The following is a 20,613-nucleotide window of genomic DNA, read 5'->3' as shown; positions in this document are numbered from 1 at the left end:
AGGACAAGACGATGACCGCAACCGCCAAGACTGCCGCGCCCCGTGCCGCACGCCCCGCCTCGAAGCGGACCCTTCCCCTCCTCGCGCTCGCGCTGGTGATGGGGCTCTCGGGCTGCAAGATCTTCGGCGGCAAGGACGATCCCAAGACCCCGACCGTGGGCGAGCGCGTGCCGATCCTCTCGCGCATCGAGAGCGGCGCCGAGGTCGACCCGACGCTGTCCACGGTCTCGGTGATCCTGCCTCCCGAACAGGTCAACACGACTTTCGCGCAAGGCGGCGGCAGCGCCGACAAGTCCTACGGACACCTCGCTCTTGCGCCCAACCCGGGCAAGGTCTGGACCGCCCAGATCGAGGGCAGCTCGCAGCGCGCACGCCTCGCCGCCTCGCCGGTGGTGGGTGACGGGCGCCTCTTCGTCATGGATACCAAGGGCGTGGTCCACGCCTTCGACGCCGAGACCGGCGCGCAGGTCTGGTCCAAGAGCTTTGCGGTTTCGGGCGACAACGAGAACTCGATGTTCGGCGGCGGTGTCAGCTTCGATGCTGGCAAGGTCTACGTGACCACGGGCCTTGGCGAAGTCGCCGCGCTCGAAGCCGCCAGCGGCAACCAGCTGTGGACGATGAAGCCTGCCGGTCCGCTGCGCGGCTCGCCGACGGTCGCCTTCAACGCGATCTACGTGATGACGCAAGACAACCAGATCTTTGCGCTCAACGCCGCCGATGGCTCGGTCTTGTGGAACGAGTCGGGCTCGCTCCAGCAATCGGGCGTGTTCGGCGTTGCCGCCCCGGCCGCCGGTCGCGGCACCGTGATCGCGGGCTACTCCTCGGGTGAACTGGTCGCCTACCGTTACGAGAACGGCCGCCAGCTGTGGTCGGACGCGCTCTCGCGCACCTCGATCTCGACCGAGGTGGGAAGCCTCACCGACGTCGACGCCGACCCGATCATCGACGACGGGCGCGTCTACGCGCTCGGTCAGGGCGGTCGCATGGCCGCTTACGAGCTGGTCACCGGCCAGCGCATCTGGGAACTCAACCTCGCCGGAATCTCGACCCCCGCGGTCGCGGGCGACTGGGTGTTCACGCTCGACGATCACGCCGAGATTCTCGCCATCGCGCGCTCGACCGGCAAGGTCCGCTGGCTCACCCAGCTGCAGCGCTTCGGCAATCCCAAGAAGCGCAAGAACCCGGTCTTCTGGGTCGGCCCGGTGCTTGCCGGCAATACGCTGTGGACCGCCAATTCGCGCGGTGAGGTCTACAAGGTCGACCCCGCGAGCGGCGACCAGACCCTGTTCACCGAGCTCAAGGATGCGGTCTCGCTGGCCCCGGTTGTCGCCAACCGCACGCTCTATATCCTCGACGATTCGGGCCGGATCACCGCCTGGCGCTGAGCCATGGCCGGGCGTCAGGTCAGGGCCTGCGAAAGGGCTCCCCTTTGCGGGGAAGCCTCCCGTTTCGCAGGCCTTAACCCTTTTGCGCTAGGCATCCCGTCATGAACGGCGGGCATCTGGACATCGAGAACCGACCCGGGTCCGAGCGGCCCGTGAGCGACGTTCCCGCTTCGGTCGGGCTGGTCGGTCTTGCCACCCTGCTCGGCTGGCTGGCGACATGCCGCAACTGGGCCGCGATAGGCGAGGCACTCTCCCTGCCCGGGCCGCGCGCGCCTCTGAGCGGCCCCTATGCCGCGCTTGCTTCGGTACTTCTCGTCGGCCTTGCCATGTCCGCATGGTCGGTGCTGATCGACAAGGTCCACCGCAATCCCTCCACCGGGATCGACTGGCACGCCCCGCGCTCCTGGCGCGCCGCGCTTGCGACCGCCACCACCAAGATCGCAGGCCTGTGGGTCACCTGGGCGGGCATCGGCCTGTTCTACTGCATCGCGCGCTGGTACTGGGACGGCCAGTACGTCTTCGCGATGGACGTGCTGGCACTGGCGGGGCCACTCATGGCCCTGATGGTGGTTCCCTACGTGATCTGGCTCGACAGGGTAATGATCGAGCCGCGCGATGCCAGCTGGCACTTCGGCGCGATGCTGATCGGCGACGAGCCCTGGGATGGCGCGCAGGTCGCCCGGCACTGGCGCGCCTGGGCGATCAAGGGCTTCTTCGGCGCCTTCATGATCTCGATCCTGCCCGGCGGCTTCGAACACGTGGTCGAGACCGACTTCGCGACGCTGGGCCGCGATCCCGTCGCCATCGGCGGCCTCGTCATCGCGCTACTGTTCCTCGTCGACGTGCAGATCGGCACGGTAGGCTACATCTTCACCTTCCGTCCGCTCGATGCGCATATCCGCAGCGGCAACCCGCTGCTCGGCGGCTGGGTCGCGGCGCTGCTGTGCTATCCCCCCTTCGTGTGGGGCACGATCGGGCGCGCCGACGTGCTCGGATACGAGGTCAACACGCAAGGCTGGGCCTACTGGATGCACGGCCACACCGCGCTCGAATGGGGCTGGGCCGCGCTGATGGTCGCGCTCACCGCGATCTACGCCTGGGCGACCTTCGCCTTCGGCCTGCGCTTCTCCAACCTCACCTATCGCGGCGTGCTGACCAACGGTCCCTATCGCTTCACCCGCCACCCGGCGTACCTCTCGAAGAACCTGTTCTGGTGGACCTCGACGCTGCCCTTCCTCGTCACCAGCCATTCGCTCACCGATGCGGTACGCAACACGGTGCTGCTCGGCGTGGTCAGCGGCATCTACTACTGGCGCGCGAAGACCGAGGAAGCGCACCTGCTCGCCGAGGACGCCAAGTACCGGGCCTATCACGCCTGGATGGCGCAGAACGCCCCGATCACGCGCAGCATCGACCGGATCGGCCAGCGCCTGCGGCCACGCAGCCCCGCGCCCGTGCCCGCGGAATAGGGACGCACTGGTCCGCCCGCTCGCGCTCGCCTAGAGAGGGGCGCACGATGATCCGCACCCGCTTCGCGCCCAGCCCCAACGGCCCGCTCCACCTCGGCCATGCCTATGCCGCCATCGTCGCGCACGATCTTGCCCGCGCGCGCGGCGGATCGTTCCTGCTGCGCATCGAGGACATCGACGGCGAGCGCAGCCGCCCGCAGTTCGCAGAGGAATTCCTGCACGACCTCGAATGGCTCGGCCTTAGCTGGGACGGCGAAGTCGGCTACCAGTCGCAGCGCCTCGCCGACTACGCGGCGGCCGCAGAGCGGCTCAAGGCGATGGGCCTCCTCTACCCCTGCACCTGCACCCGCGCCGAGATCGCTGCCGCGGCACGCAGCACCGGTCCCGAGGGGCCGGTCTATCCCGGCACCTGCCGCGGACGCGACGTGCCCGCCGACGGCGCAGCATGGCGGCTCGATGTCGCAGCCGCGATGGCGCTCGCCGGCCCGCTGGTCTGGACCGACGAGATCGCGGGCGAGCAGCAGGCCCGGCCCGACCTCACCGGAGACGTCGTGCTGCTGCGCAAGGGGCTGCCCGCGAGCTACCACCTCGCCGCGACGCTCGACGACGCGCGCGACGGTATCACGCTGGTAACGCGCGGGATGGACCTGTTCAGCGCGAGCCACGTCCATCGCCTGCTGCAGGCCCTCCTCGGCCTGCCGGTACCCGTCTGGCATCACCACGCCCTGCTGGTCGAGCCCGACGGGCGCAAGCTTGCCAAACGGCGCGGCTCGCCCTCGCTCGACGACCGCAGGCGCGCGGGTGAGGACGGCAAGGCACTCGCCCAGAGCCTGCGCCATGGCGATCTGCCCGCAGGCATCGCGCTCGAAACTGGCCAAGCCGACGCACAAGGCGTAGACCGGGCACCATGAGCTACATCCTCGTACCCATCATGGTGATCCTCGTGATCATGGTCGTCATCAGCCTCGTGCGCGGCATCGCCGCGTTCCTCAAGGGCACCAAAGAGGACCTCGAGCGCGATCCCGATGCGACCGGACCGACGCCCAACCAGGTCCTGCAGAACAAGATGATGTTCAACCGCATCAAGTACCAGGCCGCCGCGGTGCTGGTCTGCGCGCTGCTGCTCGCGCTCAGCCGCTAGGGTCAGGAGCCCAGGTTCCCCGCGCGACCGCCATCCGGCAGGTGAAAACCTGTCGTTTGTGCTGCTTGGCCTCTACGGCACAGGCGCTAATAGCAAACTGCAGTGATGCTGGCGCATCAGCAGCTTGGAACGCTGAGGCGCCGCGCGGGCTTGACCAACCTGCAATGAGTCAAACTCAACGCCGGTTGGTCTAAGGCGCACAGGCAATCCATGGAAAGCACACGATGGTCCGGCTGAACAAGATCTACACCCGCACCGGCGACGACGGCACCACCGGCCTCGTCGACGGCTCGCGCCTGCCCAAGCATGCCGCGCGCATGGAAGCGATCGGCGCGGTCGACGAGACCAACAGCGCGATCGGCCTCGCGGTCTGCGCGCTGGCACAGGGAAGCGAAAGCGAAACCGCGCAAGCGCGCGACCTCCAGCGCATCCAGAACGACCTGTTCGACCTCGGCGCCGACATCGCCACCCCGGGCGAGGACTTCACGCCGGGCGAGATGACCTTGCGCATCGTCGATGCCCAGGTCGACTGGCTCGAGGGGGCGATCGACGCGCTCAACGCCGGGCTTGCCCCGCTCACCAGCTTCATCCTGCCGGGCGGCAGCGAGGCGGCCGCAAGGGTGCACGTTGCGCGGGCAAGCTGCCGCGCCGCGGAACGCCGCGCCGTCGCGCTGGCTGGCGAGGGCCCGGTCAACCCGGCCGCGCTGTCCTATCTCAATCGCCTCAGCGACTATCTCTTCGTCCTCGCCCGCGCGATCAATCACGGTGCCTCGGGCGACGTATTGTGGACGCCCGGACAAAATCGCTAGGTTCGCAGGCCAGCGCCGCGCGCTAACCAGCGCGCACATACAATCATCACAACGGGAGCCCGGAAAAGTGCAGACAGTCGGTATCATCGGTGCGGGAATCATGGGTTCGGGCATTGCCCAGACCGTCGCGAGCAAGGGCATGGACGTGATCCTGACCGACATCAGCCTCGCCAATTCCGAGAAGGGCAAGGCCTCGATCGCCAAGAGCCTCGATCGCCTGGTCTCCAAGGAGAAGATCACCCGCGAGGATGCCGATGCGCTGCTCGACCGCATCACCCCGGTGGGCGACTATGGCCCGCTCGCGCAGTGCGACCTCGTGATCGAGGCCGCGACCGAGCGCGAGGACATCAAGGCCAAGATCTTCGAGGCAGTGGGCGAAGTGCTCGGCGAAAATGCCCTCCTCGCCAGCAACACCAGCTCGATCCCGATCACCCGCATGGCCGCGCAGTCGCCCGATCCGACGCGCTTTTGCGGCATGCACTTCTTCAACCCGGTTCCGGTCATGGGCCTCGTCGAGGTCATCCCAGGCCTCGCCACCTCGGACGGCACCACCGCGCGGATGAAGGCCTTCGGCGAGAAGCTGGGCAAGACCGTGGTGCTGGCAGGCGATGCTCCCGGCTTCGTCGTCAACCGCATCCTGTGCCCGATGCTCAACGAGGCGATCTTCGTGCTGGGCGAGGGCCTTGCCTCGGTCGAGGACATCGACGCGGGCATGAAGCTGGGCGCGAACCACCCGATGGGGCCGCTCACGCTGGCCGATTTCGTCGGTCTCGAGACGCTCTTCGAGATCATGAAGGTGTTCCACGCCACGACCGGCGACCCCAAGTACCGCCCCGCCCCGCTGCTGCAGAAGTGCGTCGAGGCCGGATGGTATGGTCGCAAGAGCGGCAAGGGCTTCTACGACTACTCGGGCGAGACCCCGGTTCCCAGCTTCTGACGAGCCAAGCGGCCGGTCGCTGAAAGGCGGCCGGCCATCGCGCAAGGCCTCGAAAGAGCGCCCCTCCGGGAACGCGAATCGCTACTGCTTTGTTAGGGGAGCAAAGGAGACAAGCGATGAGCCAGCGTAACCCCGAACTCGCCCCCGAAACGGTCAACAACGAACAGGCCGATGCCGAGGCGCAGGCCCAGACGGTGAGCGACCAGGCGATGGTCGAGCCGGTTTCCATCCTCGGCCTCGAGCAGAGCGAGAAGCTGTCCTCCAGCCTAAACAACTCGGACGCGCAGGACCTCGTCGACCACATGCGCCAGATGGATACCAGCGGCGTGATCGACATGTCCGCATACCGCGGCGAGGAAACCATGGACGACCTCGAGAACCGCTACGGACGCGCAGGCGTCGCCGACCCGGCCTTTGCCCGCGACGGCAGCTGAGCTCCGCTACGACAGGGCCCGACCCGCAAAACGGGCGGGCCTGAAAAGACACTACGGAGAGGAGGGCGAGTTCTTCGCCCAAGGGTTACTATGTTTGCCATGCACTTCGGCGGAAGCCTTCGGCTGACCGCCCCCATGCGTTTCGGGAGCAGGGACCGAGCAATAGGCGGTCAGCAGCACGCTGGCCGCCCAGAACAGCGCCTGCCAGCGACTGCGGAAGACATTCGTGATCCTGGGTCCGAACAACATGGCTCGGGCCTAGACCCGCAAGGTTAAGCTTCGGTTCCCGCCTCGCGCTTGAGATCGTAGAGGATCTCGAGCGCATCGCGCGGTGCGAGCGCATCGACGTCCATGTCACGCAGTTTCTCGCGCAAGGTGTCGCAGGCTTCCTCGCGCGCGTCCTCGGCGGCCGCGAAGAGCGGCAGTTCCCCCAGCCCGGCCGCAAGACCACCGGTCTCCGCTCGCCCCTTTTCCAGTTTATCGAGTACCGCCTTGGCACGGCTGATGACCTTGGGCGGGACACCGGCGAGCCGCGCCACGGCAAGACCGTAGCTGCGGTCGGCGGGTCCTTCCGCCAGCTCGTGAAGCAGGACCAGATCGCCCTTCCACTCGCGCGCGCGCACATGATGCAGCGAGAGCGCCTCGCAGGTTTCGGCCAGACGCGCCATCTCGTGGTAGTGGGTCGCGAAGAGGCAGCGACAGCGGTTGCTCTCGTGCACCGCCTCGGCCACCGCCCAGGCGAGCGCGAGCCCGTCGTACGTCGAGGTCCCTCGCCCGACCTCGTCGAGGATCACGAAGCTGCGGTCGGTCGCCTGCGCCAGGATCGCGGCGGTTTCGACCATTTCAACCATGAAGGTCGAGCGCCCGCGCGCGAGATTGTCCGAAGCGCCGACGCGGCTGAACAGGCGGTCGACCATGCCGATCCGCGCCGAGGCAGCGGGCACGAAGCCGCCCGCCTGCGCGAGCAGTACGATCAGCGCATTCTGCCGGAGGAAGGTCGACTTACCGCCCATGTTCGGGCCGCCGATGAGCCAGAGCCGGTCATGGCTGGCGAGGCGGCAGTCGTTGGCGACGAAGCGCTCGCCCTGCCGCTTGAGTGCAGCCTCGACCACCGGGTGACGCCCGCCCTCGATCTCGAGCGAAAGCCCGTCCACCACCTCGGGACAGGTCCAGCCGCCCTCGGCGGCACGTTCTGCCTGCCCGGCCGAAACGTCGATCCGGGCGAGCGCGGCGGCGGCGCGGGCGATCTCGCGCCGCGCGGCAACGGCCTCGGCCACCAGCGCCTCGAAATGCGCTTCCTCGAGCGCGAGGGCATGAGCGCCGGCCTCGGTGATGCGGCTCGCTTCCTCGTGCAGGGCAAGCGCGTTGAAGCGCATCGCCCCGGCCATGGTCTGGCGGTGCGAGAAGCCGCTGTCGGCCTCCATCAGCTTGTCGGCGTGGCGCGAGGGCACCTCGACGAAGTAGCCCAACACGTTGTTGTGTTTGATCTTGAGCGAGGGGGTGCCGGTCTCCTCGCGGTAGCGCGCCTCAAGCGCGGCAATCGCCTTGCGCGCATCGCCCGAGGTGACGCGCAGCTCGTCGAGCCCGGCATCGTAACCCGAGGCGATGTAACCGCCCTGCCCGCGCTCGGTCGGCGGGGAAGCGACGAGCGCGCGCGCGAAATGGTCGACCAGTTCGCCATGCCCGGCGAGCTCGGGGAGCAGGCGTTCGAGCAGTACCGGCAGGTTGTCGCGTGCGGCCAGACGCGCACCGATCTCGTGTGCGCCCGAAAGCCCGTCGCGCAGCTGGCCGAGATCGCGCGGGCTGCCGCGCCCGGCAACAACGCGCCCGAGCGCGCGGCCGATATCGGGCAGCGAGCGCAGCGCACTGCGCAGGTCCTCGCGCAGCAGCGCATCCTCGAAGAGGCGCGAGACGAGATCTAGCCGTTCGGCGATGGCCTGCCGGTCGGTCAACGGCGCGGCGAGGTCCTCGGCCAGCTGGCGTGCGCCAGCGCCGGTGACGCAGCGGTCGACCGCGTCGATCAGGCTGCCCTTGCGCCCGCCCTGTGCGGCTTCGAGGATCTCGAGACTGGCGCGGGTCGCCTCGTCCATCGCCAGCGTGGCATCGCCCGCGCGTGCTTCGGGCGGCAGCAGCAGCGGCAGCGCACCGCGCCCGACATGGTCGAGATAGGCAACCAGCCCGCCAGCTGCGGCGAGCATCGCGCGGGTGAAGCTGCCGAAGCCGTCGAGCGTCGCGACCCCGTGGATGACCTGGAGCCGCTCGGCCCCGCCATCGGAGGAGAACTCGTGGCCCGAACGCGCGATGGCGGTCTCGGGCGCGGCCTCCCAGCCCTCGGGCACGACCAGCTCGCTCGCCCCGATCCTTGCGAGCGCGGCGGCGAGCCGCTCGGGCGCGCATTCCTCGAGCTCCATGCGCCCGGTCGAGATGTCGCAGGCGGCGATACCGACCGTGCCGCGCACCTCGCAGGCGGCGGCGAGCACGTTCGCACGGCGCGGTTCGAGCAGCGCCTCCTCGGTCAGCGTTCCGGCGGTGACGAAGCGCACGATATCGCGCGCGACCAGCGCCTTGGACGCACGACCTTCCTTCCTCGCCCGCTCCTTGGCCTGCGCGGGGGTCTCGGTCTGCTCGGCGATGGCGACCCGGCACCCTGCCTTGATCAGCCGCGCGAGATAGCTCTCGGCGGAATGGACCGGCACCCCGCACATCGGGATCGGCGCGCCATCGTGCTCGCCGCGCGTGGTGAGTGCGATATCGAGAATCTGGCTTGCGGTTTTTGCATCCTCGAAGAAGAGCTCGAAGAAGTCGCCCATCCGGTAGAACAGGAGGCAGTCGTCGGCCTGCTCGCGCAGGGCGAGATACTGGGCCATCATGGGGGTCGCGCCGGAACTCATGGGAAGCAGCGTTAGCGCCGCGTGCGCCCCCTTGTGAAGCGCGGCCAGGCGTCCTTTCCCCTATCGCGTCGCGGATTCTTGGGTTAGGGGCGCAGGCTCATCCGGGGAGATATCGCTTGTCCGAGAAAAGCAAGGTCCAGTTCACCGAGCGCGAGGCGCTCTTCTATCACCAGACGATCCGCCCTGGTAAGATCGAGATCATCGCCTCCAAGCCGATGGCGACCCAGCGCGATCTCAGCCTTGCCTATTCGCCGGGCGTGGCCGTGCCGGTGCAGGCCATCGCCGACGATCCGCAGGCGGCCTACGACTACACCGCCAAGGGCAACCTCGTCGCGGTGATCTCGAACGGCACCGCGATCCTGGGCATGGGCAACCTCGGCGCGCTCGCCTCGAAGCCGGTGATGGAAGGCAAGGCAGTCCTGTTCAAGCGCTTCGCCGACGTCGATTCGATCGACATCGAGCTCAACAGCGAGGATCCCGAGGCGCTGATCGAGGCGATCGCGATGATGGAGCCGAGCTTCGGCGGCATCAACCTCGAGGACATCAAGGCGCCCGAATGCTTCATCATCGAGCAGACGCTGCGCGACCGCATGAACATCCCGGTCATGCACGACGACCAGCACGGCACCGCGATCATCGCCGCCGCCGGCCTGATCAACGCCTGCCATCTCACCGGACGTGACCTCGACAAGATCAAGGTCGTGGTCAACGGCGCCGGCGCCTCGGCGCTCGCCTGCACCGCACTCATGAAGTCGATGGGCGTGCGCCACGAGAACGTCACCGTGTGCGACCGTTCGGGCACGATCTACCGCGGTCGCGAGGAATCGATGGACCAGTGGAAGAGCGCCCACGCCATCGACACCGAAGCGCGCACCCTCGAGGAAGCGCTGGTCGGTGCCGACGTGTTCCTCGGCCTCTCCGCAGCCGGCGCGCTCAAGCCCGAATACGTGAAGAAGATGGCCGACGAGCCGATCATCTTCGCGATGGCCAACCCCGACCCCGAGATCAACCCGAACGATGCCAAGGCGGTGCGCCCGGACGCCATCATCGCCACTGGCCGTTCGGACTATCCCAACCAGGTCAACAACGTCCTGGGCTTCCCCTTCATCTTCCGCGGCGCGCTCGACGTTTCGGCGACCGCGATCAACGAGGAGATGAAGATCGCGGCGGCCAACGCCATTGCCGAACTCGCCCGCGAGCAGGTCCACGAAGACGTCGCCGCAGCCTACGGCGGTGAGACCCACCAGTTCGGACGCGAATACATCATTCCCGCTCCGTTCGACCCGCGCCTGATGGAAGTGGTGCCGATGGCGGTTGCCAAGGCGGCCATGGCCTCGGGCGTCGCGCAGCGTCCGATCGAGGACTTCGAGGCCTACCGCCTCGAACTCAAGGGCCGTCTCAACCCGACCACTTCGGCACTGAGCCGCGTCTACGCGCAGGTCCGCGCCGATCCCAAGCGCGTGATCTTCGCCGAGGCCGACAACGAGGTCGTGCTGCGCGCCGCGATCCAGTACCGCGATTTCGGCTATGGCGAACCGATCCTGGTCGGCCGCACGCAGAACATCCGCGATCTGATGAACGAGCTGGGCGTCACCGACCCCGACAGCTACCACATCCAGAACTCGATGGTCTCCGAGCACGTCGCGCCGATGGTCGAGATGCTCTACGAGCGCCTCAAGCGCCGCGGCTTCCTGCAGCGCGACGTGCAGCGCATGGTCAACACCGACCGCAACATCTTCGCATCTGGCCTGCTCAAGATGGGCGTGGGCGATGCGATGATCACCGGCATGACGCGTCCCTTCGCGCAGTCGATGAAGGACGTGCGCCGCGTGCTCGACCCGGCCGAGGACAAGCTGCCCTTCGGCATGCACATGCTCGTCGGCAAGAACCACACGGTGTTCCTCGCCGACACCACCATCAACGAGCGTCCGAGCGCCGAGGAACTGGCGATCATCGCCACCGAGGCCTCCAAGGTCGCGCGCCGCATGGGCCACGAGCCGCGCGTCGCCTTCCTGAGCTATGCGACCTTCGGCAACCCCGAGGGCAAGTGGCTCGACCGCATCCGCGATGCCGTGCACATCCTCGACGACGCGAAGCCCGACTTCGAGTACGAAGGCGAGATGGCCCCCGATGCCGCGCTCAACCCCAAGATCATGGAACTCTACCCGTTCAGCCGCCTCTCGGCACCGGCAAACGTCCTGATCATGCCGGGCCTGCAGTCGGCCAACATCTCGGCCAAGCTGCTCAAGGAAATCGGCGGGACGACCTCGATCGGCCCGATCCTGCTCGGCATGGAGAAGCCGGTGCAGATCGTGCCGATGACCTCGATCGCGCCCGACGTGCTCACCAGCGCGGTTCTCGCGGCGGCGGGCGTCGCCGGCTGAGGCGACATCTTGTCGGACTATTGAAGGGCCCGGGGTGCTCCCAGCACCCCGGGCCTTTTGCTTTTCGCAGGCTTGAAGCAGACCACGATTGACCCGCACCTATGCGAAGCCTACCTGCGCGCGGCATTGGCCGGGCGAGTCCCGGCGTCGCAGGCGCTGAGGAGGGTGCGATGTGGCAGTGGTTCCTTGAGCATACGCAGGTGTTCAGCGTTGCGCTGAGCTTTGCCATGCTCATCGTCTGGGTGATCTACCTGCAACTGCTGCTCGTGCAGTTCCGCGGCACCAAGCGCTCGACCATCCTGATCACCCGCGCCGCTGGCCGGGGCATGCGCAGCCGCTGCCTCGTCACCAACATGAGCAGCCAGCCACTTTACGTCTCCAGTCTCATCGCCACCGTCCACGTGCGTGGGCGGCAGATCGAGCTGGCGCTGACAGACCTCCGCGAACTGCCCGGAGACCTCGGCGAAGACCCGCGCTCGCTGATGGGCCAGGGCAGCCTCGCCACCGGCCAGTTCATGAACATCGGCCACTTCGACGACATCGTCGCGACGCTGCTCGAGGCTAATGACGAGACCGACGTGCAGATGGACGAAGTCGAGCAGTTCGACCTTACCGTGGTCGCGCTCTACGCGCTCGAGGACATGCCCGTGGGCGCGACGCGCAGCTTCCATTTCGACCGCAACGTTCCAAAGGGCCCCAAGGTCCAGCCGCTCTCGATTGAGACCGACCAGATCCGCCAGCGCAAGCGCCGCAAGGAATTGCTGCGCAAGACGCAGCAACACCTCTGAGCGCGGTCACGCGGCTAAGCCTTGCGAACTGCGGGCTGGCCCTCAGCCCTTGCGGCGATAGCGGAAGTACCAGACCTCGTGGCCGTAGACGGTGCGCGCCTTGTGCTCGTAGCGCGTCTCGGGCCAGCCACCGGGGCGGTTCTGGAAGTCGGCTGGCTTGTCGCAGAGCCATTCGAACTGGTCGGTGTGGCGCTGCATCACCATCAGCGCATGGCGCAGGTAGATGGCGTGGTCGGTGCCGAAGCGGAACTCGCCGCCCGGCTTGAGCTTGGCCGCGAACATGTCGACCGGCCCGTCGTTCATCATGCGCCGCTTGGCATGGCGCGCCTTGGGCCAGGGGTCGGGGTGCAGCAGGTAGAGGAACGAGAGCGAGCCGTCGGGAATGCGCGCAAGGACCTCGAGCGCGTCGCCATGGTGGATGCGCACGTTGCCGAGCGGCGCATGCGCGCCATTGTCGCCCGAAACGTGGACGAGTGCCTGCGCGACACCGTTGATGAAGGGCTCCGCACCGATGAACCCGTGCCCGGGCAGCATGTCGGCACGGTAGGCCATGTGCTCGCCGCCGCCGAAGCCGATCTCGAAGTGCAGCGGGCAGTCCTCGCCGAACAGGACCTCGGCGGTGATCGGCCCTTCCTCGGGCATCGCGATCTTGGGCAGGAGCGTGTCGACGAGCGCCTGCTGGCCGGTGCGCAGGGGCTTGCCCTTGGCACGGCCATAGAGGCGGTTGAGAGTCGTCGGATCGCCGGGTTTGTGCGCAGTCATGGGGCGCGGCACTGGCAAAAGCCGCGCGCCCGGTCAATGGCTCGCGCGCGCCGGATATTGCCGCATCGAGGATGCCCCGGTGCATTTTCGCCGAAAGTCTCCATTGCAAACCTTGCACATGAAGGCCCTAAAGGAGGCCAAGGGTACTTACCCGAAGACGCGTTCTTTCCACTGATCGACCAAGGCCCCCGCATGCTGCCCGCCATCTTCCTCCTGCTCGCCTGCCAGCTCGCGGGCGAAGCGATCCACCGCCTCACCGGGCTTGCCCTGCCCGGATCGGTCATCGGCATGGTCCTGCTGCTCGGCTGGCTGGCGCTGGTGCGGCGCGAGACACCGCGGCTGGTCGCGGTGACCGGCTGGCTGACCGCGCACCTCGCGGTGATGTTCGTCCCCGCAGCGGTGGGGCTGATCGACGAGGGGCCCGTCCTCTCGCGCTACGGCGCCGCCCTGCTCAGCGCGACGCTGGTCTCGACCGTCATGACCATAGTCGTCACCGCACTGGTGTTCCGCTGGGCGCTGGTGCGCTTCGTCGCGGTCGATCCCGACGCGCCTTCGCCGACCGCAAAGCAGGGCAGCAGCGAGGAGGCGGCACGATGACCGGCTTGCTGACCGATACGCTGTTCTGGCTGACGGTGACGCTCGGCGTGTTCGAGGCCTTCGACACGCTCTCGCGCCGCTGCGGGCGCCATCCGCTGCTTCACCCGGTGCTCTGGAGCACGCCCGTGCTGATCGGCCTGCTCGCCGCGACGGGGACGCCCTATGCGACCTATTCGGCGGCGACCTTCCCGATCAGCTTCCTGCTCGGCCCGGCGGTCGTCGGGCTGGCGGTGCCGGTGTGGCAGCAGCGCGAGCGCATCGCCCGCATGGCGGTGCCGATCGCGCTGGCGCTCGGCGCGGGCGCGGTGACCTCGATCGTGTGCGGCGCCGGGATCGTCTGGCTGTTCGGTGCCCCTGTCGAGATCATCGCCTCGATCGCCCCACGCGCGACGACGACCCCGGTCGCCATGGCCATCGCCGGGCAGCTGGGCGGCGTTCCCGCACTGGCGGCGAGCGTCGTGCTGATCTCGGGCGTGCTGGGCGCGATGATCGCGACGCCGCTGCTCAACCTGCTCGCCTTGCGCGATTACCGCACCCGCGGCTTCGCACTCGGCGTCTCGTCGCACGGCATCGGCGCGGCGCGTGCATTCCAGGTCGATGCGACCGCAGGTGCCTTCGCGAGCCTTGGCATGGCGCTCAATGCCATCGCGACCGCAAGCCTGCTCTCGATCCTCGCGATTTTGCTCTGAGGGGTTAGTCGACACGGCTAATCGATGGTGAAGAACATTTCACCGCGAATCGACGCTCAAAACGCAAACGGCCCGCTCGAAAGAGCGGGCCGTGCTTGAACCGATTCGCCTTTCCGGGAGCGATTCGCACCCGGGCCTTGCGATCAGGCGACTTCCTGCATCTCGTCGGGATCGCGCAGCACGTAGCCACGGCCCCACACGGTCTCGATGTAGTTCGCGCCGCCGCAGGCATGGCTGAGCTTCTTGCGCAGCTTGCAGATGAACACGTCGATGATCTTGAGCTCGGGCTCGTCCATGCCGCCGTAGAGGTGGTTGAGGAACATTTCCTTGGTCAGCGTGGTGCCCTTGCGCAAGCTGAGCAGCTCGAGCATCGCGTATTCCTTGCCGGTAAGGTGCACGCGGGCCCCGTCGACCTCGACCGTCTTGGCATCGAGGTTGACGACCAGCTTGCCGGTGCGGATGACCGACTGCGAGTGGCCCTTGGAGCGGCGCACGACCGCGTGGATGCGGGCGATCAGCTCTTCACGGTGGAACGGCTTGGTCACGTAGTCGTCGGCACCGAAGCCGAACGAGCGGACCTTGGAGTCCATCTCGGAAATGCCCGAGAGGATCAGGACCGGGGTCTGGACCTTGGCGACGCGCAGCTTCTTGAGCACGTCGTACCCGTGCATGTCGGGCAGGTTGAGGTCGAGACAGATGATATCGTAGTCGTAGAGCTTGCCCAGATCGAGGCCTTCCTCGCCCAGATCCGTAGAATAGACATTGAACCCTTCGGCCGTGAGCATCAGCTCAATAGCGCGCGCAGTAGTAGGTTCGTCCTCGATCAACAGCACTCGCATTTGGGTATCCCCTTCATTGCCCCTGTCTGGCCTGCCGAAGCAGTCCGGCCCCGAGACGGCCAAGGCCATCTATTAACCATAGGTGGAATGAAGGTTAAAGGTTAATTCTCTGTGAAGGACGGCGCTAATCCCATGATACGTGTAATTTATTAGGTAACTCGACCATTGGGCCGGGGAACCGTGTCACGATCATGATGAACGGCTTTCGGGCCCCAGACGCATCGTGCGCGGGGCCCTTCGGGAGCGGTCGTTCGCGGCCCCTTCGTCGGCTGCCCCGGAGCGCGCCGGTACTCCGGTGCGTCCCTGGCCGATCCGCTTCAGATAGCTCCACAGCCCGCATTGCAGACCCACGAGCATCAGGATGAACGGCTGGAAGGCGATGCCTACGAAGAGCGAGCCGACCAGATAGGCGACATGCGTGAGCTGGAGCGCGTTCGCGAGCGGCGCGACCCAGGCCTCTTGCGGGTCCTTGCATGTCTTATAGCGGCGCCGCAGCACTTCCATCTGCCACAGCCCGGAAATTTGCAGCAGCAGCCACAGCGCGAGCCCCGGGTAGCCCTGCTCGCCCAGCATCTCGAAGTAGCTCGAGTGGAACGCGCGGCCCTCCTCGACGACCTGCTGGCGCGTGACCGTGGTCAGCGCGCCGGTGGTCTCGGTGACGACGGTGTCGTACGAGACCCGGCTCGAGAGATAGACCTCGAAGCCGCCGCCGAGCGGATGGTCGCGCACGTAGCCCAGCGTCCATTTCCATACGCCAAGGCGCGTGCTCGCCGACTGGTCTGCCTGATGGTTCTCGATCGTGTCCATGCGCTGGACGAAGGACTGGGGCAGGAACGGCACCGCGACCACGCCCGCAAGCGCCATGCCCGCGATGATCAGCACCTTGTGCCGGGCGGTGCGCAAGTAGAGCAGGCATAGCACGGCAAGGCAGACCAGCCCGGTGCGCGCCTGGGTCCCGACCGGGATCAGCACGCAGGCGAAGACCAGCGCCGCCCCGAAGATGCGCGAAGGCCAGCTGTCGGGAAAGATCGTGCCGTGACGCACCAGCCACGCGACCAGCGGGATGATCGCAATCGCCACGGTCGAGAGGATCGAGCCCTCGTAGAGCCCGGTGTTGTTCTCGACGAAGATACGCAGCGCGCCGTAACCGCCCCCGCCCATCGCGGTCTTGATACCGCCGTCGATGATCAGCGCGCTGGCCGAAAGCACCATCGCCAGCGCAACCGCCTCGATGCGAAGCCTCGTGCGCAAGGTGAAGGGCAGGAAGATCGCGAAGATCAGCGCCTTCCACACCCAGGCCCATTTCTCCAGTGCCTCTGCCGGATAGTCGGCGGTGAGCGTGGTGATGCCGCAGTAGACGAAGAGCACGATAAGCACGCCCTGACGCCAGGTGAAGCGGCTGTCGCGCTTGTCGTCGAACACCAGCCAGCCCGCGAAGGCGGCGAGGAAGGCGATCAGCGAAGTCGGAATCTGGGAAAGAAATCCCCACGAGATGATCTGCGGCGCGACGATGTCGATATAGAGATAGCAAAGGATCCAGATGAACGGCCGTCGCGTCCCCAGGATCAGCAGGAACAGGAAAAAGCCCGTCAGCGCCAGGTTAAGCATCGTCGCCCTTCCCGTGCGGGGGGGCTTCGCCGTCCGGTCGTCCCGGCACGATCATGCGCCGCGAGGCAGCGCTGCGCGTACGCATCGCGCGCCGGGGCGCGGGCTTGCCCGATCCATCTGCCTCGTTCGCTCCGCGCGCTTGTGCCTCATCCGACGGCCCGGTCCCGACCAGCGATTCGACGTCGAGGTCGTCGCGCGACAAAAGGCGCCAGACGGCCAGCGCAAGCAGGCCGTGGGACAGGGCAAGGGCTAGGATGTCGACCATTCGCGATGCCTTAAAGCAGGTTGCGGTTGACGCCACGTTAAGCGTTCTCTTCTAGGGATTCCCAGCATGACAATACGCCAGCCGCGCATTCTCCACGTGCTCGACCACTCGCTGCCGCTGCAAAGCGGCTATGCCTTTCGCACGCGCGCGATCCTCAAGGCGCAGCAGGCGATGGGCTACGACGTCATGGGCGTGACGGGCCTGCGCCATTACGCCAAGGGTCCGCGCATCGAGGAAAGCGCCGGGCTCGTCTTCCACCGCAGCACGGGGCTCGCCAAGGGTCCGCCCGTGTGGCGCGAGTGGAACGAGGTCAACGCCTTCGAGCGCGGCATCGAGGCGGTGCTCGAGCGCTGGCGGCCCGACGTGCTCCATGCCCATTCGCCGGCGCTGTGCGGTGCAGCCGCGCTGCGCGTCGCGCGTCGCCACGCGATTCCGCTGGTCTACGAAATCCGCGCCTTCTGGGAGGACGCGGCAGTGGGCAACGGGACCGGACGCGAAGGCTCGGCGAAATACCGGCTCACGCGCTGGCTCGAGGAACGGGTGATCGCAGGAGCCGATGCGGTGGTGACGATCTGCGAGGGGCTGCGCTCCGACCTGCTCGCGCGCGGGACCCCTGCGCACAAGGTCACGGTCATGCCCAACGGCGTCGATCTCTCGCTGTTCGGCAAGCCGGTGTGGCGCAATGCCGCCCTCGCACGGGAGCTCGGCTTCGAGGTCGATGGCCGCACCTGCCCGGTGATCGGGTTCATCGGCAGCTTCTACGACTACGAGGGCCTCGACGAGCTGATCGCGGCGATGCCGAGGATCCTCGCACGCCAGCCCGACGCCCGCCTGCTGCTGGTCGGCGGCGGCCCGCGCGCCGAGGCCTTGCGGGCGCAGGCACAGGCTTCCCCCGCCGCTCATGCGATCCGCTTCGTCGGCCGCGTGCCGCACGACGAGGTCGAGCGCTATTATGCGCTGACCGACGTGCTCGCCTATCCGCGCAAGCGCTCGCGCCTCACCGATCTCGTCACCCCGCTCAAGCCGCTTGAGGCGATGGCGCAGGGCAAGCTCGTCGCCGCCAGCGACGTGGGCGGACACCGCGAGCTCGTCGAGCATGGGCGCACTGGCGTGCTGTTCACCCCCGACGATCCCGCAGCTTGCGCCGAGGCTATCGCCAAGCTTCTGGAACAACGCGATTCCTGGCCCGCTTACCGCAGTGCAGGGCTGGCCCATGTGCGCGAGCGCCACGACTGGTCCGTGAACGCGCGTCGTTATCGAGACGTTTACCAAATGCTGGCACCTCCCTTTCTCGAAAAGGGGTTAACGGTCGCCGCCTGACTGTGCGATCATGCCCCTTGCAGACCGGATGACAGGACGAACCAAGTGGCCGATCACAAGCGCAGGAAAACAGGCAAGAAGCAGCCAATCACGCGGCATCCGCTGTTTCCGGCGATCGTCGGACTGTGGTGCGGCGCGATTGCCGGGCTGTGCTCGATCGCCGTTCCGACCGCGCTGATCGAGCGACTGGTCAGCGTCACCCGCCTCGATTCGATCCTGCCGATGGCCGCGCCGCCGCTCGGCGCCACCTTCCGCATCGCCTGCGCTCTTGCCGCGACCGCGCTCGGTGCCTTCGTCGGCGGCCTGCTCTCGCGTCGTCTCGCGAAGCCGGGCACAGCGCGCTCGAAGGTCGCGAGGAAGGCTCGCAAGGCGGCTCCGGAGACCGCGCCCAACACAACCGCCGAGCGCCTGCGCCACCGCGCCTCCAGCCAGGAACCGGTTCAGCCCGAGATCGAGGCCGAGGGCGAGAGTGAAGCCGAAGCAGCCCTCGCGACCTCCGCCGAGGTAGAGGACGCGCAGCAGGCCCAGGAACAGGACGTCGCCGAACCACAACAGTTCGCAGCCGTCACCGCCAGCGCCCGTGCGGACGAAACCCACGAGGCGGAAGAGGTGCGCAAGGCTCCTGTGGCTCCGGGGATTCTCGATGTCAGCGAGTTCGACCTCGGCGAGGACGAGTTCGATACCGGACGCTTCGCCACCGAAGACCCGTTCGCCCCGCTCGGCAACGAGCCGGCAATCGCCGCCAAGATCGAAACCCCGCCTGCCACTACCCTGCCCGACTTCGACGAAGCGGACTTTCCCGAGGCGAACGTCGCGCGCCAGGATGGTGCCCAGGTCTTCGTGCGCAACGATGCACCCGCCCTGCCCACCGCGTCGAACGAGGACGATGCCTTCCCCGCCTTTCTGCTGGCGCGCGCGGACACGTCCGATGGCGAAGCAGCTGAGGATATTTCCGAGCATCAGGAGGCGATCGCCACCGCCGGACCGCTGCACGGCGCACAGGCGAGCCTCTCCGAGCTGGCGCACCGGCTGGGCGCGATCCCGTCGGCGGGCGTCGCGCCGCGCCCGGGCTTCGACCTGCTTGCAGGCAGCCACGGCGAGGTCGAGGCAAGTGCGCCCGATGCCACGGACTACGCGCCTCGCGCCGACATGGATGGTCCTGAGCAGGACCGGGCCGACGAAGACCAGACTGGCGAAGACCGGACTGGCGCTGATCGGGACGGCGGCAATGCCGCCCGCCGTATCGCCGCCTCCGAACTGGGCTCGCTGTCGCACCTCGAACTGCTCGAACGCCTGGCTCTGGCCATGACGCGCCGCCGCGCCGAGATCGAACAGGCCGCGTTCGAGACGCAGGCGCTCGCGCCCGAAGCGACCGAGGCTGCCCTTGAGGGTGAGGCCGATTTCGTCGGCGAGGCCTACGAGGCGCATGCGCACGATGCCATCGAGGGTGACGAGCCGGAAGACGACGGGCACCAGACCGCGCAGTACGACGTGGACGCGTCTCCGAACGATGCCGACGACTTCGAGGCGCAACCCGTCCAGTTCCTTGCCGAGACGCCCTCCGCTCTCGACGAGCAGACCGGGCCCGACACATCATATGACGCGGTTCCCGCGGCGATGCGTCCGGTCGACCCCACAAGCTTCGAGGAAGAGGACGATGACTTCGCCCTTCCCGGTTACATTCCGCCGCGCCATATCGGTCTTGCACGTCCCTTGGCGCCTGCTGCCGAGGCTGACGAGGGAGAAGCCGAGCTGGCCGCGACTCCCGTTTCCTGGCGCATGCCCGAACCGGCCCTGCGCGCCGACGACAGCGCCGAGGATCAGGATGAGGGCGAGGCCGAATTCGAAAGCCCGGAAGACGAGCTGGAGGAAGGCTATTCCTCGCTGCTCGACCTCTCGCGCCCGAGCGCACCGCGCCAGGAGTTCATCCGCATCGAGGAACCCGACAGCGAGGATATCGAGCCGGTCGTGATCTTCCCCGGCGAAGAGGCCCGCCGTGCCGCATCCTTCGCCCGTCCGGGCGAGACCGTCGCCGCGCTGCCCCGCCAGCCGGAGGCTTCCGCACGCAACGAACGCCGCTTCGACGCTCCCGGTCGCGAGGATGGCACGCGCCAGGACAATGCGCAGACCGAACAGGCGCTGCGTGCCGCGCTCGCCACGCTGCAGCGCATGAGCGGCGCTGCCTGATACGCGAACACCGCCGCCGTGCCGCAAGGTAGGGCGTCACACAGGATCGGGCCCCGGACGTGACCAAGCGCACGTCCGGGGCCTTTTCGCATGTTCGCTTCGCGGACA

General features: G+C 67.5%; 18 protein-coding genes. 13 read left to right on the top strand and 5 right to left on the bottom strand.

Features of this window, described 5'->3' with window-relative positions:
* Nucleotides 1–11 precede the first annotated feature (11 nt).
* The 7 genes from I5E68_RS01265 to I5E68_RS01235 all read left to right on the top strand — a co-directional run bounded on the left by I5E68_RS01265 (nt 12) and on the right by I5E68_RS01235 (nt 6,175).
* Nucleotides 12–1,385: an outer membrane protein assembly factor BamB family protein gene (locus I5E68_RS01265; RefSeq protein WP_197160026.1), complete on the top strand. Its 1,374-nt coding sequence runs from the start codon at nt 12–14 to the stop codon at nt 1,383–1,385.
* A gap of 101 nt (nt 1,386–1,486) precedes the next feature.
* Complete coding sequence (locus I5E68_RS01260) at nt 1,487–2,854, top strand: methyltransferase family protein (RefSeq protein WP_197160024.1); 1,368 nt, start codon at nt 1,487–1,489, stop codon at nt 2,852–2,854.
* 47 nt (nt 2,855–2,901) lie between these two features.
* Nucleotides 2,902–3,765 carry a tRNA glutamyl-Q(34) synthetase GluQRS gene (gene gluQRS, locus I5E68_RS01255; protein ID WP_197160022.1) on the top strand — a complete coding sequence of 288 codons (864 nt, stop codon included), beginning with the start codon at nt 2,902–2,904 and terminating at the stop codon, nt 3,763–3,765.
* Nucleotides 3,762–3,995 carry an HIG1 domain-containing protein gene (locus tag I5E68_RS01250; protein WP_197160021.1) on the top strand — a complete coding sequence of 78 codons (234 nt, stop codon included), beginning with the start codon at nt 3,762–3,764 and terminating at the stop codon, nt 3,993–3,995. Before gluQRS ends, I5E68_RS01250 begins: the two co-directional genes overlap by 4 nt.
* 224 nt (nt 3,996–4,219) lie before the next feature.
* Nucleotides 4,220–4,804 (top strand): cob(I)yrinic acid a,c-diamide adenosyltransferase, encoded by a 585-nt coding sequence (locus I5E68_RS01245; protein WP_197160020.1) that lies wholly within the window; start codon nt 4,220–4,222, stop codon nt 4,802–4,804.
* A 67-nt stretch (nt 4,805–4,871) separates the two neighbouring features.
* Nucleotides 4,872–5,741, top strand: coding sequence for a 3-hydroxyacyl-CoA dehydrogenase family protein (locus I5E68_RS01240; RefSeq protein ID WP_197160016.1), 870 nt, complete (start codon nt 4,872–4,874; stop codon nt 5,739–5,741).
* 116 nt (nt 5,742–5,857) lie between these two features.
* Entirely contained in the window at nt 5,858–6,175 is a 318-nt protein-coding gene (locus I5E68_RS01235; RefSeq protein WP_197160013.1) for a hypothetical protein, read from the top strand.
* Nucleotides 6,176–6,447: 272 nt separating this feature from the next.
* Here the strand turns inward: I5E68_RS01235 and mutS are convergent, their stop codons facing one another.
* A complete protein-coding gene (gene mutS, locus I5E68_RS01230; RefSeq protein ID WP_197160012.1) occupies nt 6,448–9,066 on the bottom strand; it encodes a DNA mismatch repair protein MutS in 2,619 nt (872 codons plus the stop codon).
* A 116-nt stretch (nt 9,067–9,182) separates the two neighbouring features.
* Here mutS and I5E68_RS01225 point away from each other — a divergent pair, with 116 nt between their 5' ends.
* Nucleotides 9,183–11,450 (top strand): NADP-dependent malic enzyme, encoded by a 2,268-nt coding sequence (locus tag I5E68_RS01225; RefSeq protein ID WP_197160011.1) that lies wholly within the window; start codon nt 9,183–9,185, stop codon nt 11,448–11,450.
* Nucleotides 11,451–11,620: 170 nt separating this feature from the next.
* The gene (locus tag I5E68_RS01220) at nt 11,621–12,238 is read left to right on the top strand and encodes a hypothetical protein (RefSeq protein ID WP_197160008.1); all 618 of its coding nucleotides are present in this window, start codon (nt 11,621–11,623) and stop codon (nt 12,236–12,238) included.
* Nucleotides 12,239–12,280: 42 nt separating this feature from the next.
* Here the strand turns inward: I5E68_RS01220 and trmB are convergent, their stop codons facing one another.
* Nucleotides 12,281–13,000, bottom strand: a complete 720-nt coding sequence (gene trmB / locus I5E68_RS01215) for a tRNA (guanine(46)-N(7))-methyltransferase TrmB (protein ID WP_197160006.1) — start codon at nt 12,998–13,000, stop codon at nt 12,281–12,283.
* A 192-nt stretch (nt 13,001–13,192) separates the two neighbouring features.
* Here trmB and I5E68_RS01210 point away from each other — a divergent pair, with 192 nt between their 5' ends.
* Together I5E68_RS01210 and I5E68_RS01205 are read left to right on the top strand one after the other, a co-directional pair.
* Nucleotides 13,193–13,597: a CidA/LrgA family protein gene (locus I5E68_RS01210; protein ID WP_197160004.1), complete on the top strand. Its 405-nt coding sequence runs from the start codon at nt 13,193–13,195 to the stop codon at nt 13,595–13,597.
* The gene (locus tag I5E68_RS01205; protein ID WP_197160002.1) at nt 13,594–14,286 is read left to right on the top strand and encodes an LrgB family protein; all 693 of its coding nucleotides are present in this window, start codon (nt 13,594–13,596) and stop codon (nt 14,284–14,286) included. Before I5E68_RS01210 ends, I5E68_RS01205 begins: the two co-directional genes overlap by 4 nt.
* Nucleotides 14,287–14,429: 143 nt before the next feature.
* On the opposite strand, the gene ctrA is transcribed toward I5E68_RS01205, so the two are convergent.
* The 3 genes from ctrA to I5E68_RS01190 form a co-directional block, all read right to left on the bottom strand.
* On the bottom strand, nt 14,430–15,125 hold the full coding sequence (ctrA, locus tag I5E68_RS01200; protein ID WP_197160001.1) for a response regulator transcription factor CtrA: 696 nt from the start codon (nt 15,123–15,125) through the stop codon (nt 14,430–14,432).
* Between the two features lie 189 nt (nt 15,126–15,314).
* Nucleotides 15,315–16,733 carry a putative O-glycosylation ligase, exosortase A system-associated gene (locus I5E68_RS01195; protein WP_197159999.1) on the bottom strand — a complete coding sequence of 473 codons (1,419 nt, stop codon included), beginning with the start codon at nt 16,731–16,733 and terminating at the stop codon, nt 15,315–15,317.
* Nucleotides 16,726–16,998 (bottom strand): hypothetical protein, encoded by a 273-nt coding sequence (locus tag I5E68_RS01190; protein ID WP_197164858.1) that lies wholly within the window; start codon nt 16,996–16,998, stop codon nt 16,726–16,728. Before I5E68_RS01190 ends, I5E68_RS01195 begins: the two co-directional genes overlap by 8 nt.
* 66 nt (nt 16,999–17,064) lie before the next feature.
* On the opposite strand from I5E68_RS01190, the gene I5E68_RS01185 reads away from it, so the two are divergent.
* Both I5E68_RS01185 and I5E68_RS01180 read left to right on the top strand, forming a co-directional pair.
* Nucleotides 17,065–18,318: a TIGR04063 family PEP-CTERM/XrtA system glycosyltransferase gene (locus I5E68_RS01185; protein ID WP_197159998.1), complete on the top strand. Its 1,254-nt coding sequence runs from the start codon at nt 17,065–17,067 to the stop codon at nt 18,316–18,318.
* 45 nt (nt 18,319–18,363) lie between these two features.
* Entirely contained in the window at nt 18,364–20,505 is a 2,142-nt protein-coding gene (locus I5E68_RS01180) for a hypothetical protein (RefSeq protein WP_197159997.1), read from the top strand.
* The last annotated feature ends 108 nt before the right edge of the window (nt 20,506–20,613 follow it).

The organism is Novosphingobium aureum, from assembly GCF_015865035.1.
GTDB lineage: Bacteria > Pseudomonadota > Alphaproteobacteria > Sphingomonadales > Sphingomonadaceae > Novosphingobium > Novosphingobium aureum.
This window is presented reverse-complemented; position numbering and strand designations above follow the sequence as displayed.

Excerpts from the sequence above, each read along its gene's own strand:
- I5E68_RS01250 (WP_197160021.1), top strand. The coding sequence starts at position 3,762 with ATGAGCTACATCCTCGTACCCATCATGGTGATCCTCGTGATCATGGTC.
- I5E68_RS01220 (WP_197160008.1), top strand. The coding sequence starts at position 11,621 with ATGTGGCAGTGGTTCCTTGAGCATACGCAGGTGTTCAGCGTTGCGCTG.
- I5E68_RS01235 (WP_197160013.1), top strand. The coding sequence starts at position 5,858 with ATGAGCCAGCGTAACCCCGAACTCGCCCCCGAAACGGTCAACAACGAA.
- I5E68_RS01190 (WP_197164858.1), bottom strand. The coding sequence starts at position 16,998 with ATGGTCGACATCCTAGCCCTTGCCCTGTCCCACGGCCTGCTTGCGCTG.
- I5E68_RS01245 (WP_197160020.1), top strand. The coding sequence starts at position 4,220 with ATGGTCCGGCTGAACAAGATCTACACCCGCACCGGCGACGACGGCACC.
- trmB (WP_197160006.1), bottom strand. The coding sequence starts at position 13,000 with ATGACTGCGCACAAACCCGGCGATCCGACGACTCTCAACCGCCTCTAT.
- ctrA (WP_197160001.1), bottom strand. The coding sequence starts at position 15,125 with ATGCGAGTGCTGTTGATCGAGGACGAACCTACTACTGCGCGCGCTATT.
- mutS (WP_197160012.1), bottom strand. The coding sequence starts at position 9,066 with ATGAGTTCCGGCGCGACCCCCATGATGGCCCAGTATCTCGCCCTGCGC.
- I5E68_RS01210 (WP_197160004.1), top strand. The coding sequence starts at position 13,193 with ATGCTGCCCGCCATCTTCCTCCTGCTCGCCTGCCAGCTCGCGGGCGAA.
- I5E68_RS01260 (WP_197160024.1), top strand. The coding sequence starts at position 1,487 with ATGAACGGCGGGCATCTGGACATCGAGAACCGACCCGGGTCCGAGCGG.
- I5E68_RS01185 (WP_197159998.1), top strand. The coding sequence starts at position 17,065 with ATGACAATACGCCAGCCGCGCATTCTCCACGTGCTCGACCACTCGCTG.
- I5E68_RS01205 (WP_197160002.1), top strand. The coding sequence starts at position 13,594 with ATGACCGGCTTGCTGACCGATACGCTGTTCTGGCTGACGGTGACGCTC.
- gluQRS (WP_197160022.1), top strand. The coding sequence starts at position 2,902 with ATGATCCGCACCCGCTTCGCGCCCAGCCCCAACGGCCCGCTCCACCTC.
- I5E68_RS01195 (WP_197159999.1), bottom strand. The coding sequence starts at position 16,733 with ATGCTTAACCTGGCGCTGACGGGCTTTTTCCTGTTCCTGCTGATCCTG.
- I5E68_RS01265 (WP_197160026.1), top strand. The coding sequence starts at position 12 with ATGACCGCAACCGCCAAGACTGCCGCGCCCCGTGCCGCACGCCCCGCC.